Source organism: Sphingomonas sp. LR60 (assembly GCF_036855935.1).
GTDB lineage: Bacteria > Pseudomonadota > Alphaproteobacteria > Sphingomonadales > Sphingomonadaceae > Sphingomonas.
In genome coordinates this window covers 1,852,119-1,868,084 of the sequence record NZ_JASPFK010000001.1, presented here as the reverse complement: position 1 = coordinate 1,868,084, position 15,966 = coordinate 1,852,119, and the positions used below count along the sequence as shown (strand labels likewise).

Annotated in this window: 18 protein-coding genes; 9 read left to right on the top strand and 9 right to left on the bottom strand. The window is 65.0% G+C overall.

The features are described 5' to 3' along the window. Positions 1 to 36 precede the first annotated feature (36 nt). Complete coding sequence (locus QP166_RS08560) at positions 37 to 723, top strand: DsbA family protein (protein WP_333915528.1); 687 nt, start codon at positions 37 to 39, stop codon at positions 721 to 723. Positions 724 to 1,004: 281 nt separating this feature from the next. Here the strand turns inward: QP166_RS08560 and QP166_RS08555 are convergent, their stop codons facing one another. Then, positions 1,005 to 1,943: a cation diffusion facilitator family transporter gene (locus QP166_RS08555; RefSeq protein WP_333915527.1), complete on the bottom strand. Its 939-nt coding sequence runs from the start codon at positions 1,941 to 1,943 to the stop codon at positions 1,005 to 1,007. Positions 1,944 to 1,991: 48 nt separating this feature from the next. Further along, positions 1,992 to 4,085, bottom strand: coding sequence for a hybrid sensor histidine kinase/response regulator (locus QP166_RS08550; protein ID WP_333915526.1), 2,094 nt, complete (start codon positions 4,083 to 4,085; stop codon positions 1,992 to 1,994). Positions 4,086 to 4,292: 207 nt separating this feature from the next. Between QP166_RS08550 and QP166_RS08545 the strand changes: the two genes are divergently transcribed. Further along, positions 4,293 to 5,066 (top strand): SDR family oxidoreductase, encoded by a 774-nt coding sequence (locus tag QP166_RS08545; protein ID WP_333915525.1) that lies wholly within the window; start codon positions 4,293 to 4,295, stop codon positions 5,064 to 5,066. Between the two features lie 37 nt (positions 5,067 to 5,103). Here QP166_RS08545 and QP166_RS08540 read toward each other — a convergent pair whose 3' ends face one another. Beyond that, complete coding sequence (locus tag QP166_RS08540) at positions 5,104 to 5,304, bottom strand: hypothetical protein (RefSeq protein ID WP_333915524.1); 201 nt, start codon at positions 5,302 to 5,304, stop codon at positions 5,104 to 5,106. 242 nt (positions 5,305 to 5,546) lie between these two features. Here QP166_RS08540 and QP166_RS08535 point away from each other — a divergent pair, with 242 nt between their 5' ends. From QP166_RS08535 to QP166_RS08510, 6 genes are all read left to right on the top strand, one after another. Then, entirely contained in the window at positions 5,547 to 6,128 is a 582-nt protein-coding gene (locus QP166_RS08535) for a gluconate 2-dehydrogenase subunit 3 family protein (protein ID WP_333915523.1), read from the top strand. Positions 6,129 to 6,194: 66 nt separating this feature from the next. Next, positions 6,195 to 7,871: a GMC family oxidoreductase gene (locus tag QP166_RS08530; RefSeq protein ID WP_333915522.1), complete on the top strand. Its 1,677-nt coding sequence runs from the start codon at positions 6,195 to 6,197 to the stop codon at positions 7,869 to 7,871. A gap of 130 nt (positions 7,872 to 8,001) precedes the next feature. Next, positions 8,002 to 8,139: a hypothetical protein gene (locus QP166_RS08525; RefSeq protein ID WP_333915521.1), complete on the top strand. Its 138-nt coding sequence runs from the start codon at positions 8,002 to 8,004 to the stop codon at positions 8,137 to 8,139. 22 nt (positions 8,140 to 8,161) lie between these two features. After that, positions 8,162 to 9,496, top strand: a complete 1,335-nt coding sequence (locus tag QP166_RS08520; protein ID WP_333917301.1) for an O-antigen ligase family protein — start codon at positions 8,162 to 8,164, stop codon at positions 9,494 to 9,496. A gap of 573 nt (positions 9,497 to 10,069) precedes the next feature. Next, the gene (locus QP166_RS08515; protein WP_333915520.1) at positions 10,070 to 10,723 is read left to right on the top strand and encodes a PEPxxWA-CTERM sorting domain-containing protein; all 654 of its coding nucleotides are present in this window, start codon (positions 10,070 to 10,072) and stop codon (positions 10,721 to 10,723) included. A gap of 42 nt (positions 10,724 to 10,765) precedes the next feature. Continuing rightward, positions 10,766 to 11,050, top strand: a complete 285-nt coding sequence (locus QP166_RS08510; protein ID WP_333915519.1) for a hypothetical protein — start codon at positions 10,766 to 10,768, stop codon at positions 11,048 to 11,050. A 78-nt stretch (positions 11,051 to 11,128) separates the two neighbouring features. On the opposite strand, the gene QP166_RS08505 is transcribed toward QP166_RS08510, so the two are convergent. Together QP166_RS08505 and QP166_RS08500 are read right to left on the bottom strand one after the other, a co-directional pair. Beyond that, positions 11,129 to 11,737 carry a helix-turn-helix domain-containing protein gene (locus QP166_RS08505; RefSeq protein WP_333915518.1) on the bottom strand — a complete coding sequence of 203 codons (609 nt, stop codon included), beginning with the start codon at positions 11,735 to 11,737 and terminating at the stop codon, positions 11,129 to 11,131. A 152-nt stretch (positions 11,738 to 11,889) separates the two neighbouring features. Further along, complete coding sequence (locus QP166_RS08500; RefSeq protein WP_333914047.1) at positions 11,890 to 12,849, bottom strand: IS481 family transposase; 960 nt, start codon at positions 12,847 to 12,849, stop codon at positions 11,890 to 11,892. A 68-nt stretch (positions 12,850 to 12,917) separates the two neighbouring features. Here QP166_RS08500 and QP166_RS08495 point away from each other — a divergent pair, with 68 nt between their 5' ends. Further along, positions 12,918 to 13,097 (top strand): hypothetical protein, encoded by a 180-nt coding sequence (locus QP166_RS08495; protein ID WP_333915517.1) that lies wholly within the window; start codon positions 12,918 to 12,920, stop codon positions 13,095 to 13,097. Here the strand turns inward: QP166_RS08495 and QP166_RS08490 are convergent. The 4 genes from QP166_RS08490 to QP166_RS08475 all read right to left on the bottom strand — a co-directional run bounded on the left by QP166_RS08490 (position 13,069) and on the right by QP166_RS08475 (position 15,919). Continuing rightward, positions 13,069 to 13,926 (bottom strand): sigma-70 family RNA polymerase sigma factor, encoded by an 858-nt coding sequence (locus tag QP166_RS08490; RefSeq protein WP_333915516.1) that lies wholly within the window; start codon positions 13,924 to 13,926, stop codon positions 13,069 to 13,071. The two genes, QP166_RS08495 and QP166_RS08490, sit on opposite strands and share 29 nt — an antisense overlap. Further along, the gene (locus tag QP166_RS08485) at positions 13,919 to 14,371 is read right to left on the bottom strand and encodes a carboxymuconolactone decarboxylase family protein (protein ID WP_333915515.1); all 453 of its coding nucleotides are present in this window, start codon (positions 14,369 to 14,371) and stop codon (positions 13,919 to 13,921) included. Before QP166_RS08485 ends, QP166_RS08490 begins: the two co-directional genes overlap by 8 nt. Positions 14,372 to 14,456: 85 nt before the next feature. Next, a complete protein-coding gene (locus tag QP166_RS08480) occupies positions 14,457 to 15,005 on the bottom strand; it encodes a GNAT family N-acetyltransferase (protein WP_333915514.1) in 549 nt (182 codons plus the stop codon). Next, positions 15,002 to 15,919 (bottom strand): bifunctional helix-turn-helix transcriptional regulator/GNAT family N-acetyltransferase, encoded by a 918-nt coding sequence (locus QP166_RS08475; protein ID WP_333917300.1) that lies wholly within the window; start codon positions 15,917 to 15,919, stop codon positions 15,002 to 15,004. Before QP166_RS08475 ends, QP166_RS08480 begins: the two co-directional genes overlap by 4 nt. Between the last annotated feature and the right edge of the window lie 47 nt (positions 15,920 to 15,966).

Below are 15,966 nucleotides of genomic sequence, written 5' to 3'. Positions count from 1 at the left end.
TGTTCGGGATCGCCGGTTGCGCGACCATTCCCTTGCATGGAGCCTGCCCCACATCATCGACCGCGCATCGATCGGCGCGCGCTGCTGACGCTCGGCGCGGCGGGTGTCGGCGGCTGGGCGATCGGACGCGTGTTGTCGGATACCGCGCCGGTCGGGCGCGACGTGCGTGCCTCGGGTGCAGTGGCCGGGATCCTCGACGATCCGTTCGCGCCGGCGATCGGGCCGGCGGGGGCTTCGCTGTCGCTCGCGGTGTTCAGCGATTATCGCTGCCCGGCGTGTCGCCACGGTTTCGCCGCGCTCAACGCCGCCGTCGCCGGGGATGGCGATGTGCGGCTGTTGTTCAAGGACTGGCCGATCTTCGGTGCGCCGTCGGTCCGCGCGGCGCGGGTGGCGCTTTGCGCTGCGCGGCAGGGGATTTATCCGCGGCTGCATCACATCCTGATGACCGAGGCGGGAAGGCTCGACACGGCGCAGCTGCGCGGCGCTGTGGTCGAGGCGGGCGGCGACTGGACGCGCGTCGAGGCCGATCTGACGGCGCACGGGGCGGAGATCGACGCGCAGCTCACGCGGCACGCGGCGGAGGCGGCGTCGATCGTGCTGCCGGGGACGCCGGGCTATCTTGCCGGATCCTTGCTCGTGGTCGGCGTGATCGATGAGGCGGCGTTCGCGCGGTTGTTTGCGGCGGCTCGGCGGGGTGGATCGCCGGGGGTGAAAGAGGGGTAGATCTTCCTAGCGTTACATATATCGGGTTGGAGCGATGACATCCCATCGTGTCTTAGCGTTTGATCCAGCTGCCTTGAACGATCCGTCTTCGTACCCCGGCGAAGGCGGAGGAAACGTAGCGCGATGCGGATCAGCAGCGTCCCCCAACTGGGCCCCGGCCTTCGCCGGGGTACACGTCAGCTTTGATGGATCGCACGCCAAGGCGAAGCTGCGGCCCTTCCCCTCGGGGGTGGGGCATCGGTCTCGGTGAGACACTGCTCCACCGCTGAAGGGTGGGGAGGTTAGAACGTTACCGCGTCCGCTTGCTTTTCCGGGCGGATGTAGATCGACTTGAGTTGCGGCAAGGCGGTGCGCAGCTCGGTTTCGATCGTCTCGATCAGCGTTTCGGCATCGCCCATCGACAGGTCGTCGTGGAAATCGGCGCTGATCGCCGCGAAGACCATCTCGGGCGCGGTATGCACCGTGCGGACATGGTTGACCGCGGCGATTTCCGGATGCGCCGCGACGATCGCGCGCGCGCGGGCGATCACCGCCGGATCGGCACGCTCGCCGATCAGCAGACCCTTGGCCTCGCGCGCCAGCAGCACCGCCACCGCCGCGAGGATCGCGCCGATCACGATCGAGGCGACGCCGTCGAGCCGCGGGTCGTTGAGATAATGGCTGCACCACACGCCGATCGCCGCCACCACCAGCCCGATCAGCGCCGCGCTATCCTCGAACAGCACCATGAACCCGGCGGGATCCTTGGACTCGTGGATCGCCTGCCACCAGCCCATCTCGCCACGCGTCTGGTTGAACTCGCGCATCGCGATCGTCCAGGATGCGCCTTCCATCAGCGTCGCGATGCCGAGCACGATATAGTTGACGAGCGGGTCGGTCAGCGGCTCAGGCTCGATGACGTGGAGATAGCCCTCGTAGACCGACACGCCCGCGCCGATCGCGAAGATCAGGATCGCGACGACGAACGCCCAGAAATATAGCTCACGGCCGTAGCCGAACGGGTGGGCGGCATCGGCGGGACGGCGCGCGCGACGCTGTCCGTAGAGCAGCAGCACCTGATTGCCGCTGTCAACGACCGAGTGCACCCCCTCGGTCAGCATCGACGACGAGCCGGTGATCGCCGCCGCGACGAACTTGGCCACTGCGATCCCGAGGTTGGCGGCGAGTGCGCCAAACAGCACGATATTGTCGCGCCAACTCTTTTCTTCCGTCTCGCCCACGCCGTCTCCTTCGCTCAGTGCGAGACGCGAGGTGACGGCAAGGGTTCCTTACCGGCCTCGCAAACGCGCGCTGCGTGCGACGGCGCCGCGCAGCACGCGTGACAATTGTTCGATCGAATACGGCTTGTGGAGCAGCTCGAAGCCATGCTGCCAATTCTCGGCGAGCACATGCGCATAGCCGCTGGTCAGCACGATAGGCAGCGTTGGGTAGGACTCGCGGATGCGGGTCGCGCATTCGACGCCGTTCATCCCCGGCATCACGACGTCGGAGAAGACGATATCGAAGCGCGCGGCGTCGGTTTCGAGCAGCGCCAGCGCATCGATCGCGTTGGTGGCGAGCAGGCTGCGATAGCCGAGTTCGTTGAGCGCGGCGGTGGCGAATTGCCCGACCTCGTCATTGTCCTCGATCAGCAGCACATAGGCGCCCTGACCGTCGGCGGGGCCGTCGTCCTCGATCCGGCTGGCGGCGGCGCGGCCCTCGCTGACGCGGGGCAGATAGAGGGTGAAGCTGGTGCCGTGGCCGGATTCGCTGGCGACGCTGATGTCACCGCCGGATTGCTTGGCGAAGCCGATCACCTGGCTCAGCCCGAGCCCGGTGCCCCGGCCGACCTCCTTGGTGGTGAAGAATGGTTCGAAGATATGCGGGAGCGCGTCGGGGGCGATGCCTGCACCGTCGTCGATCACCGTTACCGACAGGAATTCACCGCTGATCCCGTGATGCCCGCGCAGCGAGGGGATCTCCGTGGCGGGCGATACGATGATCCGCAGCGTACCCTGTCCGTCCATCGCATCGCGCGCATTGATCGCGAGATTGACCAGAGCGGTTTCGAACTGGCTGCGATCGACCTCGGCGAGGCAGGGGGTCGACGGCGCATCGACATGCAAGGTGACGCTCGCGCCGATCAGCGTCTGCACCATCTCGGCGATCTCAGCGACCGCGGCGCCGATGTCGAGCAACTCGGGGGTCAACGCCTGTCGGCGGGCGAAGGCGAGCAATTGCCCGGTCAGCTTGGCGGCGCGCGTTGCGGTGTCGCTGATCGCCTCGACATAGCGATCGCGCTTTTCCGGCGACAGATCGGGGCGGCGCAACAGCTCGACCGATCCGCGAATGATCGTCAGCAGATTGTTGAAATCGTGCGCGACCCCGCCCGTCAGCTGCCCGATCGCCTCCATCTTCTGCGCCTGGCTGAGCTGCTCCGTGGTGCGCCTTAGCTGGTCCGCCGCTTCCTTTGCGTCGGTGACGTGGCGGCCGATCGCGAACACCTCGGTTTCACCGGGTGCCGCGACCCATTGCAGCCAGCGATAGCTGCCATCGCGGTGGCGGAACCGGGTCTCGAAGGTCGGCATCGTGCCGCTCTGCGCGGCGGCCAGCGCAACCACGGCGCTGGTCAGGTCGTCGGGATGGACCAGCGCCAGCGCGTCGATCCCGATCAACTCTCCGGGGGCATAGCCGAGGATGTCGGTCCAGGCCGGGTTGACCGAGCGATAGCGTCCGTCAGGCGCGACCACGACCATCAGATCGGGGGAGGCGTTCCACATCCGGTCGCGCTCGGCGGTGCGCTCCGCGACCTGTCGGGCGAGATCGGCGTTGAGCCGCACCAGTTCGGCGCGGCTTTCGGTAAGCGCGCGGTCCGCCAGCACGCGCTGCGTCGTCTCGTTGGTGAAGATGAACAGCCCGACCCTTGCGCCGAGATCGTCGAGGACGCGCGAATAGGAGAAGCTCCACCACGTATCCGCCGCGCCGCGATCGGTGGCGAGTTTCCACGGCAGGTCAACGAACCGCTGGCTGCGGCCCGCGAAGGCGTCATCGACGATCGGGCGTGCCTGTTCCCAGGCATCCGCCCAGACCTCGCGCATCGGCGTGCCCATCGCCCAGTCGAGCCGGGGCCCGAGCAGCGGGAAATAGGTTTCGTTGAAGAAGAAGAACAGCTCGTCCGCGTCCCAGCACAGGATCATCGATTCGGGCGAGTTGAGCAGCAGGCTGAGCGCGGTCTTGAACGCCGATGGCCATGTCTGCGGTGGCCCGAGCGGGTGATCACGCCAGTCGCGCGCGAGGATCAACTTCGTCGCCGCACCGCCACCGGCCAGGAAGCCAAGCCCCGGCGGAAGATCGTCGGCCATGGTCGGGGAAGGATCGGTCATGGAGTCCATTAATGTTCGGGGAAGGTTAACGCGCGATCTAGCTTGGTGATCCCGATCAAGGAAGCGTCCCGCCGGGCTTGCGGTGCGGCGGTCGATCCGGGTTCAGGACGCGACGAGCCGCGTCGGCCGTGGAAACAAGCAATATCATCATGACGTTATGATGCGCGCTGGTCGCGAGGCGCGCCGGCGGAGGCGGAGCGAGCAACGATGAAGACCAGTGGCAATACGATCCTGATGACGGGCGGCGGCAGCGGTATCGGCGAGGCGCTGGCGCACCGCTTCCACGACCGCGGCGATACCGTCATCATCGCCGGGCGGCGGCGCGACGCACTCGAGAAGGCCGCTGCGGGGCGCGAGCGTCTCCACGTGCGGACGCTGGACGTCGAGGATGCGGCGGGAGTCGAGGCGTTCGCGGAGGCGATCGTTGCGGACTTCCCGAAGCTGAACGTGCTGTTCAACAACGCCGGGATCATGAAGTTCGAGGACCTGACGGCGCGTCGTGACCTGCGGGATGCCGAGGCGACGGTGGAGATCAACATTCTCGGGCCGATCCGCCTGACCAATGCGCTGACGGATCATCTGATCGCGCAGCCTGATGCCGCGATCGTGACGGTTACCTCGGGGCTGGCGTATGTTCCGCTGGTCGCCGCGCCGACCTATTCGGCGACCAAGGCGGCGATCCACTCGTATACGGTGTCGCTGCGGACGCAATTGGCGGGGAAGGTCGAGGTGATCGAGCTGGCACCGCCGGGGGTGCAGACCGATCTGACGCCAGGGCAGGCGCATCGCCCGGGCTACATGCCGCTGGAAGCGTTCGCCGATGCGGTCACCGCGCAGTTCCTGCAACAGCCGACCCCGCGCGAGATCCTCGTCGACGAGGTGCAGTTCCTGCGTCAGGCCGAGCGGGAAGGGCGATTCGACGAAACGCTGAAGACGCTCACCGAGCGTGCCGCGCAGCAGCGCGCGGCTGGCGGCGAGTAGCGGAAGACTGGCGCGGCGTGGCGACCGGCGTGCCCGGTCAGCGCTGCGCCGCGCCGTCGCGCTTGATGAGCCACGGCGCGGAGCGCGCGGTGACGCCGGCGGGCGCTGCGGTTTGCGTCGTCGCGACCGTCGGGGCGGCAGCGGCGAGGCCGAACCAGTGTGGGCGCTCGACGGCGACGAGGATCGCCAGAAGGCTGGAACCTAGGCCGAACCATGCCGATAGGCCGCGTGTCGTCATCAAGAACCTCCTTCCCGGATTGAATAAGAAGCCGCCCGGACGCGAGCGGCATGACGAGATGTAGCGCTCGCGAACGAGCCGGGTGTAGCTCGTCAATGACAAATGCTTGCTGAAATAAGGTTAATGGCGGGCATGTGGCTGATCTGGCTCAGACGTTCGCCGCATTGACTAGGCGGCCGGAGCGTGGAAAGATTGCGCTAACAAAATCAACGGGTGGGGATGTTTATGAGCCAGGCTCACGCATGTCGCGGGCGCGAGGCGTCGCGATGATCGGCCGTCGCGAGACGCTGGCCGCGATGGTTGCGGCGTTCGGGGCGAGCGCCTTTGCCCCGCTCGCGCGCGCGGTCGCCTATAAGCCCGATCCCGTCATCAACACCGGGCCGCCCGCACCGGTCTTCACCGCTGCGCAGCGGGCGCTGGTCGCGGCGCTCAGCGAGCGGGTGATGCCGACCACCGACACGCCGGGCGCGATCACCGCGGGCGTGCCCGCCTATATCGAGCATATGCTCGGCGACTGGGCGATCGACGACGAGCGGGCGACGATCTTCGGCGGCCTGGCGGCGATCGACGCGCGCAGCATGGCGGACTACCGCGTCCCGGCGGTCAAGGCGACCGCGGCGCAGCAGGATGCGTTACTGACGCTCGCCATGAACGACAAGCTGCCGGGCGCGACGGAGTTCTTCCCGGCGTTCAAGCAGCTGGTGATCACCGGCTATTTTACGTCCGAGGTCGGGATCACGCAGGAGCGCGAGTATCTGCCGGTGCCCGGCGAATATGACGGCGCTTACCCCTATGCGAAGGTCAAGCGCATCTTCTCGGCCTGACCGACACGGCGTCCACCTGGGTGGGCGCACCTCCTCCCGAACCTCCCTAAGGCGGGCATATAGATCATGGCAGCTACAGATCGTTTCGACGCAATCGTCATCGGCTCCGGCATCAGCGGCGGCTGGGCGGCGAAGGAGCTTACCGAAAAGGGCCTGCGCGTCCTGATGGTCGACCGTGGCCGGATGGTCGAACATGGCGAGGATTATCCTTTCGACGGCAAGCCCGCCTATGAGATCCCGGCGCGCGACAAGATGCCCGCCGCGCTCGCCAAGCGCGATTATTTCGCGCTCAACGGCTGGGTGTCGCCCAGCACGCAACCGTTCTTCATCAACGATCGCCTCAACCCCTACGACTACGACGCGCCGAACAAGTTCAACTGGGTGCGCCCGTCGGTGGTCGGTGGCAAATCGCTGACGTGGGGGCGGTGGAGCTTCCGCTGGGCGCCGACCGATTACGAGGCGAACAAGCGCGAGGGCGTGGGGGTCGACTGGCCGATCCGCTATGACGACGTCGCGCCGTGGTACAGCTATGTCGAGAAATATATCGGCGTGTCCGGGGGCAAGGAGAACCTCGACTATCTGCCCGACAGCGAGTTCATGCCGCCGTTCCCGATGAACGTCGCGGAGAAATGGCTGAAGGGGCGACTGGAAGGCGAGTTCCCGGGCCGCAAGCTGATCAACGCGCGGCTCAGCAACATCACCGAGGACAAGCCCGAGCAGAACCGTACGCGCTGCCAGAAGCGGTCTCAGTGCAGCCACGGGTGCAGCTTCGGCGCGTATTTCTCGACGCAGGCGGTGACGCTGCCGGCGGCGCGCGCGACCGGACGGCTGACGCTGCGTTCGGATACGTGGGTCACCAACCTCGAGTACGATCCGGCGAAGAAGCGCGTCACCGGCGTTCGCATGGTCGACGCCAAGACCGGGCGTGCGGAGGTGGTGCAGGCGCGGATGGTGTTCCTGTGTGCGTCGGCGATGAGCTCGCTGCACATCCTGCTCAACTCGCGCCCGAAGGACAGCGAGCGCAGCTGGTTCCACTCGAACGGCGCGTTGGGCAGCGCGGTGATGGACCATATCTTCCGCGTCGGCGTGCAGGGCGAAATTCCCGGCATGACCGAGCTGATCGAATATGGCCGGCGGCCGGGCGGCGTCTATGTGCCGCGCTTCCGCAATCTCAAGACCGAAGAGCTGCCGTTCAAGCGTGGCTATGGCTATCAGGGGCAGGCGTTCCGCCAGCCGGCGATGGTCGATGGGTTCGGCGCCGACATGAAGCACGGGATGCGCGAATATGGCCCGTGGAAGTTCTCGATGGGCGCTTTCGGCGAATGCCTGCCCTATGACGACAATCGCGTCATGCTGAACTTCAACAAGCAGGATCGCTTCGGGACCCCGCTGCTGCGCTTCGACGTGACGTTCCGCGACAACGAAATCAAGATGATGGACGACGCGCTGGAGCAGGGGCAGCTGATGCTGCGCCGCGCCGGGCTGGTCAACGTCACCGGTGGGCGCGGCAAGCATGTTCCGGGCGAGGCCATCCACGAAATGGGCGGCGCGCGCATGGGGCGTGATCCGAACACCTCGGTGCTGAACGGGTGGAACCAGGCGCACGATGCGCCGAACCTGTTCGTCACCGATGGTGCGCAGATGGCGTCGGTGTCGTGCGTCAACCCGTCGCTGACCTTCATGGCGATGACCGCGCGCGCCGCCGACCATGCGATCAAGCAGATGAAGGCCGGCGTGATCTGATGCCTTTCGCGGACGGGGTGTGCCATCCACCCCGTCCGTGCCGATCGGTCGTCGCATGACGCGCAATGACGCCAAAAGGGCGGCTGGCCGCTCTGCTTTCTATTAACGGGATATTCTGGCCTTCCTCCGCATGAAGGCGGCGGTGGAGTTTTCGGTTGTATCGGGCTTTCGGGCCTGTATCGGCCACTCCATGGTGCCGGAAGATGGCGACGACAACGTGGTCGTCACGCCGCGGCGCCTGTCGAATGCTGGAGACGCGTCGCCTTGAAATGGGTTTTCTCTTGCTCCTGGTGGGCCTCTGCCCGCTGTTCGCGACATACGCCCGCCAGCCTCGTTACCAGCCGGCGATCATGTTCGCGCTGGGCGCGCTGCCGTTCCTGCTCGCGCCGCTTCACCTCTATGTCGCGCCGGTGTCGTTTCCCTATTGGCCGGGGCATACGAAGGGGATCGAGGTTTCGATCGTCGATGCACTGGCGATCGCGGTGCTCGTCGCGACGCCGCGTCGCAAGAAGCGCGTGCCCTGGATATGGCTGTTCATCGCCTATATCGCCATCGTCGCGGTGAGCGCGAGCTGGGCGATCGACAAATTGGCGGCGCTTGGCTTCGCGGCACAGCTCGTCCGGATGCTGATCCTGCTGCTCGCCGCGCGCCGCTTGTCGAGCAATCCGAACGCCTTCAAGGCGATCGTCGCCGGCGGTGTGGTGGCGCTGTGCATCCAGCTCGCCTTTGCGCTGCAACAGCATTTCTCGGGCGTGTTGCAGGCGAGCGGGACGATGGGTGCGCAGAACCTGCTCGGCCTGGTGACCAACCTCGTCGGTATTCCCGCGCTGTCGCTGGCGCTCGCCAAGACGCGTGGCTGGTATGCGAAGCTCGGGCCGGTCATGGCGCTCGCGATCGACGTGCTGACCGCCTCGCGCGCGACGCTCGCCTTCGGTGCCGCCGGGATGGGGGCGTTGCTGGTGATCTCGAGCATCTGGCGCTGGACGCCGCAGAAGCGGCAGATCTTCGCGCTGGCGACCCTGGCGGCGGTGGTGGTCACGCCGATCGGGATCGCGACGATCAGCAAGCGGGCGCATTCGAACAATGTCGAGAGCAGCAATGCCGAGCGCGCCGCGTTCAAGCAAGCCGCCTGGATGATGATCAAGGACTATCCGGCCGGGGTCGGCGCCAATTGCTACGTCGTCATCAGCAATATCGGCAATTACGCGACGCGCGCCGGCGTCAACGCGACCTCGGGCAGCCGCTCGACGAACGTGCATGACAGCTACCTGCTCGTCACCGCCGAAACCGGGATGGTGAGTGCGATCCTGCTGGTCCTTTTCATCGGAAGCGGGATCGTGAAGATCCTTCGGACCGCGTTCCGGAACCGCAAGGACAAGCGCGGCGAATATTTGCTGGGGATCGGCATGTCGCTGCTGATGGTCGGGCTGCACCTGAAGTATGAGTGGGCGTTCGTCATGTACCCCGTGCAGCATTTGATCTTCGTCTTTCTGGGGCTCGGGATCGGGCTGGCCGAGGAGGTCACCGCCGATGCGGCTGCAGAACGACGGGCGAAGCGTCTTGCGCAGAAGCAGGCGAAGGCGGCGGCGGGAGATGACGAGCCGATGGCGGGCGTGCGGGAATGAACCGGGTGACGCGAAGAAGTTCGTCATTGCGAGCGTAGCGAAGCAATCCAGCGCCGGATCAGGACGCCCTGGATTGCTTCGCTGCGCTCGCAATGACGTCTCGCCTCCGACATGATGTCATCGCACTCCAGAGCGTTGTCGAACGAAGGTGACGGGTTCGCGGGCGGCGATATCGAACAGCAGTCGCGCGTCGAGCAACGTTGTCGCGGTTCCGAGAAACCCGCATCCAGCGCGCCGACTGTCGATATGCAAAAACGATCGAGCCGTTGCAGTGCCGCGACATCTGCGTTTCCCATGCCGCCACGCGAGCGCATCCTGATCGACGATGTCAGGTTTTTATCGTGCGCTTCGAACGCTCAACCGCACTTACAGAAAGCCCGGCGGACGATCGAAGATGCGATGCGACGTAGGGCGAGGGGGTGCAATAACCGGGAGGGCAGCGGTTGGTTCCATGCTTTTGATATCTCAATGTGGAACGAAGAAAGTCGTCCCTATTCTGCGATTAACGATCTATCCCGGCGGTGCTGCAACCCGGAATCGGGAGTTATGCGGAGTGATTTTGGAGGATAGAGTATGCGTTCACTCGTTTTGACTATCGCGGCGGCGGCATCGTTCGTCGCAGCGCCCGCGCTGGCGATGCCGACGATCGGGAACACCGGCGTCGATTCGAACTGGACGGTCAACTTCCTGGGCGACACGCTGAACAGCCCGAGCGACGCGCAGGCGCTTTCGACCGACGGTGCCAAGACCGCCGTCGTGGTGGCCTCGAGCGTCAAGGGCTGGCTCGTCGGTGACAGCATGTCGAAGTGGGTGTCGACCTCGGCGAATGCGGCGAGCAGCCCCGGTTGGTTCTCGTACAGCAACACCTTCAGCGCAGCGGCCGACGACGTGCTGAACTTCGACTTCGCTGCCGACGACAAGCTGTCGCGTGTGCTTCTGAACGGCGTCGAGGTCGGTGCGACGCTGTCGAACTCTTACCGCTCGTTCTCGTCGGGCAGCGTCTCGGGGCTGGCCGCGGGGCTGAACACCCTGACGTTCGTGATCTCGAACAATTCGCCGGGACAGAACGCCAACATCAACCCGTCGGGGTTCCGTTTCCAGACCGCGAGCACTGCCGCGGTTCCCGAGCCCGCGACCTGGATGATGCTGATGGCCGGCTTCGGCGTGATCGGCTACACCGCCCGCTCGCGTCGGCGGAGCGGCAATTACGCACGCGCGATGCTGTAAGATGCGAGCGCGCGGCGGCGCCTGACGCCGCCGTGTGCGATCGTGACGGAAGAACTCGGCCAGCCTTGCGGTTGGCCGAGTTTTTCTTTGCGGCGAGGCGGCGTGCGGCCGGGTGCCGGGTCTATCGATCGGCTCTATGATCCGGCCAATACGCAGAATTTGGGGCGGACCCGTTGCCGCGATGTTGCGACCGGTCTGATCGATCTTGACCTTCGCTGGACGCAGGAGGCCTGCTGGGTTGGGACTAATGCACCGCTGTCGTGGATCGGCAATGGTGCCACGCTGCCGCTGCTGGGAATTCCGGTAATCCGCCGAATATTCGACTGATGATCGAAGCGGTCTAAGCTGAAGTACTACGGCGCCAGCGAATGGTCGAATGATGATTATTATATAAGTAAGCTAAAACTACATGGCTTTGACTTGCGCGCGAAAATTTCGCGGCGAGCAATTGAAGCGACTTTTGAACTGTGTCGAGAAATTTGCTGAATGTTCATAGCCGAGGGCTTGTGTGATTTCGGAGACCCTTAAATTCGTGCCGGCGAGCATTCGCCGTGCCCGGTTCATTTTGAAATCTTTGGCATAATGGGTTACTGACATGCCATAAAGCCGCTTGAACCCGTAGAAAAGCTTTGTTCTGTTTACGCCGACCGTGCGGCTGAGCAGGGCGACATCCGGAACATCGGTGATCGATGATTCGATGATGGATCGAGCGTGTTGTATCGCCAGAACGTCGCGCTCTGTCAGTTGTTGGCGCAATTCCTGCGTTGCCTCGCTCAGGCTGTGCAGGGTAAGGGCCAATAATTCCTGCGCTTTTGCTGCGAGATACGCGGAGCGCAAACGGCCGGACAGATTATTTGCGAAGATTTCGGCGGTCGTGCGGCGCAGATCGCTATTTTGATGAATGGCATGGTGGCTAATAGCCACGCTTGCCGAACTGTCAGCCATGGTTATGTAATCGGACAGCCGGATGCCGAACGGGGATTCAAGGCGTTCCGGCTCGATTGCGATTGTCATGAGGCATTTCTTCTGCTCCACTGGAACGTATTCCGTCGTGACATCATTTGGCTGCAACATCAGCAGACTTGCGCTATGCTGCGTGATCTTGCCGCCTTCCTTCAGGCCGGGCGAGATGCGGACAGAAAGATCGTGGTTGAAGCGAAAGCGAGCTAGGTGTTTAGTCCTGGCATTTGGTGGATCGGGTCGACGATGAACCGGTCTGGCTCTGACGTCCAGATCTTGGCGATGTATTCGTAGGGCGTGAGACCGCTGAGCGTCTTGAGCCGGCGGGCGAAGTTGTAGGCGGCCATGAAGTCGGCGAGGTGCGTGCGCAACTGGTCGTGGCTTTCGTAGTGGAAGCGTTTGACGGTCGCCTCTTTGATGGTGCGGTTCATTCGCTCGACCTGACCGTTGGTCCATGGATGGTTCGGTTTCGTGAGTCGGTGCTCGATGCCATTTGCGTCGCAGATCATGTCGAAGCGCATCTGGCGCGACCAGGCGGTGTTGCGATTACGCGGCTGCTCGGCGAACTGGATGCCATTATCGGTGAGGATCGTGTGAACGCGGTAAGGCACGGCTTTCAGCAGGTGTTCCAGGAACTCCCAGGCTGTCCGCCTGTCAGCCTTCTCAACCAGTTGGGTGACCGCGAACTTGCTGGTGCGGTCGATGCCGACGAAAAGGTACAGTTTGCCTTCGGCGGTCTGCACCTCGGCAATATCGATGTGGAAGAAGCCGATCGGGTAGCGCTTGAAGCGCTGCCGCTTCGGCTTGTCGCCTTCGATGTCCGGCAGGCGGGAGATGCCATGCCGCTGTAGGCATCGGTGCAGCGCTGACCGGGTCAGGTGCGGGATCGACGGCTGCAGAGCGTAGAGGCAGTCGTCGAGCGGCAGCAACGTGTGGCGCCGGAACGCCACAACCATTGCCTCCTCGGCTTCAGTCAGGGTCGTTGAACGAGGGGCCTTCGGCCCGGTCTTCAGGTCCTCGACCGTCGCCCTCTTACGCCACTTCGCGACCGTCTTCGGGTTGATCCCGAGTTCCCGGCTCAGCGTCGCGAGCGAAGCTTGCGATCGCTGTATTGCTGCTCGGACGGCGTGCGTGGTCGTGGCGCACCCATGACGTACCTGTCCCATACGGCTTCCTTCCATTCCAACGAAAGGATCGCACCATCAAACCGTGGGATCAAACAGCCGGGCTGACGGTGCCGCTGCGTTATATTGGCATCACGCAGAGTGACACGATTGCGGTCGAATATGACGAGTTCGGCGACGACCGGCTTGCCGCCTCGATCGCGGCGGCGGAGTCGACGGTCGACGCGCTGGTCGCCGACATGCTGGACCAGCAGGCCATCGTCAGCGCAGCGCCGCCGCCACGCGGGTGAGCTTGTCCGGGTTGCGAACGATGTAGATCGCCGCGATCCGGCCGTCGCGGATGTCGAGCGCGGTCGTCTGAAGCACGCTACCGCCCGTGCGACTGACATAGCCGGGCAGCCCGTCGATCGTGACGAAGCGGAGAAGTTCGAGCGGCGTATCGCGATATTTGCGCCGCAACCCGGTGAACAGCCGCTGCGCTTTCGCCATTCCCCGGATGACATTGTGGAACGCCAGGACACGGCCGCCGCCATCCGAATGGATCGCGACATCCTCCGCCAGCAGGTCCGACAGCGCGCGGGCATCGCCGTCCCGCGCCGCCGTGAAGAAGGCGCTGGTGATCCGCGCCGCCTCCTTCGCGTTGACCGGGTAGCGGGCGCGCGCCTCGGTGACATGCCGCCGGGCGCGTGAGGCGAGCTGCCGCACGGTGGCGGGCGCTCGGTCCAGCGTCCGCGCCACCTCGGGCAAGTCGACGTCGAATATGTCGTGCAGCAGGAACGCCGCCCGTTCGAGCGGGGACAGACGCTCCATCGCCAGCATCAGCGTGACGGTCAGGTCGTCGGCGAGGTCATCCGGCTCGACCGCGCCGAGCAATGGCTCGGGCAGCCACGCGCCGACATAGGTTTCCCGCCGCACCCTCGCCGACTTTAGGTGATCCAGGCAGAGCCGCGTGACCACCCGGGTCAGCCAGGCTTCGGGCGCGTTGGCGCCCTCCGCTCGCGACCAGCGCAGCCAGGCGTCCTGCACCAGATCCTCCGCCTCGGCGAGCGAACCGGTCATGCGATAGGCCAACCGGACGAGTCGCGGCCGCTCCGCCTCGAACAGCGTTGAGTCAGGCATCGTCAACCGGATGCGCGACGCGGAACGACACTTGCAGTCGGTTCCAGGTATTGATCGCACCGATCGCCATGGTCAGCCAGACTTGCTCCGCCTCGGAAAACGCCGCCTTCAACGCCTCATAATCCGCATCGGGTGCGCCTGTCTCGGGCAGCAGCGTCAACGCCTCGGCCCAGCCGAGCGCCGCCCGCTCGCGATCCGAATAAAGCGTCGACTCCCGCCACGCGGTCAGCATGTAGAGCCGCATCTCGCTTTCGCCATGACGGCGCAGGTCGGTCGAGTGCATGTGCAGACAGAAGGCGCAGCCGTTGATCTGCGACACGCGGAATTTCACCAGTTCGAGAAGATTGTGGTCGATGCCGCTCTTCGTGAAGCTCTGTTCCAGCGCCATCATGGCCTTGGTCGCTTCCGGGGCCAGCGCGTGCGGGTTTGGGATACGGGGTGTCATGGTCGGTCTCCTTGGTTCCGACACCATGACGAGACAGCGATGGCAGGTGTGACATGCCGCTGCAAAATGTCTGGCCAGCGCACCGCTACGCCATTGTGCGCAGGCGCTTCCGCATCCGGGTCAACGGCACGACGACGCCCTCGACGCGCACATCGGCGCGTTCGATCGGCTCGTAGCCGCAGGCCGCATAAAGTGGCACACCGCCGGCCGTCCCCATCAATTCGATCGCCGCGAACCCTTCCGCCCGCGCCGCCTGTTCGCAGTGGTCAAGGATCATCCGGCCGATCCCGCGCCGGACGTGATCCGGGTGGGTGTACATGGCGCGGATGCGCGCGGCGTCCGTTGCCGGATCCAGAAGCGCCGGGTCGCGCAAGTCGGTGCTATGATCGCCGCCATAGAGCGTCGCCCGCCGGCTCCATCCGCCGCAGCCGACCGGCACGCCATGATCCTCGACGACGAAATAGGTGCCGTCGATCACCAGTTGCGTGTCGAGCCCCATCACTGCTCGGCTGGCCATGATCTGCGCCGGGGTCAGCACCGCCGCCTGGCCACGATCGATCGACAGCGTCATCAGTGCGCGAAGCGCCCCGAGGTCGGCTTCGGTCGCGAGGCGGATCGTCAGGCCACCGCTCATGCGGCCAGATCCAGCCGCCACGTTTCCCCCTGAAGCGGAACACCGAACCGGTCGTGGATCGCCGTCTCGACACACACGAAGCCGTGCGCAGCATAGATGCGACGCGCGGACTCCAGCACCGTATGCGTCCACAGCACCAGTGAGCGGTAGCCGGTTTCCCGCGCGAAACCCACGCAGCATTCGACCAGCGCATCGCCAATACCCCGGCGGCGGGCGAAGGGCTCGACATGGAGCAGCCGTAGTCGGGCGTTATGGTTCCCTTCATCGGTGACGAACACCGCGCCCGCCATCACGCCGTCGATCTCGGCGACCCAGCATTGCTCGCGCGTCGGGTTAAAGTCGCGCAGAAAGGCCGCCGTCACCTCGCTTTCGATCACCTCCAATTCGCGACCCCAGCCATGGCTCTCGGCATAGAGGAGCGACTGGCGGGCAGCGATCAGCGCGGGCTCGCCCGTGCGGAACGGCCGGATCACGAACGGTCCGCCCGACGCAGGATCGAGCAGCAGCCGCGCTCGGGTCAACGCTTCGACCAGATCGCGCCGCCCCTGACCTTCCACGGTGCCGAGCAGATCGTTGACGGCGTCGCTCTGGCGGTGGTCGACGATGGCGAAGGCGTCGCGCCCCGCTTCGGTCAGCCGCAGGTCGCGCGCGCGAGCATCGTCCTCACGCCGCTCGCGCATGAGCCAGCCGCGCTTCTCGAACCGCGCGACGACGCGGCTGAGATACCCTGCGTCCATGCCGAGCGCATCCTGCAACACGGTTGCGGTAACGGGTTCGCGCGTGGCGATTTCGAACAGCAAACGTGCTTTGGGAAGGCTCGCCTCGGTGCCCAGGAACCGGGCGTCGAGCGCACCGATCGTCTGGGTGTAAAAGCGGTTGAATCGGCGGATCGCAGTGACGTCTTCATGCTCCATGTCCGCCATGCTGCCTTGGATTGCTTGACGGAGTTAAGTATTACGGT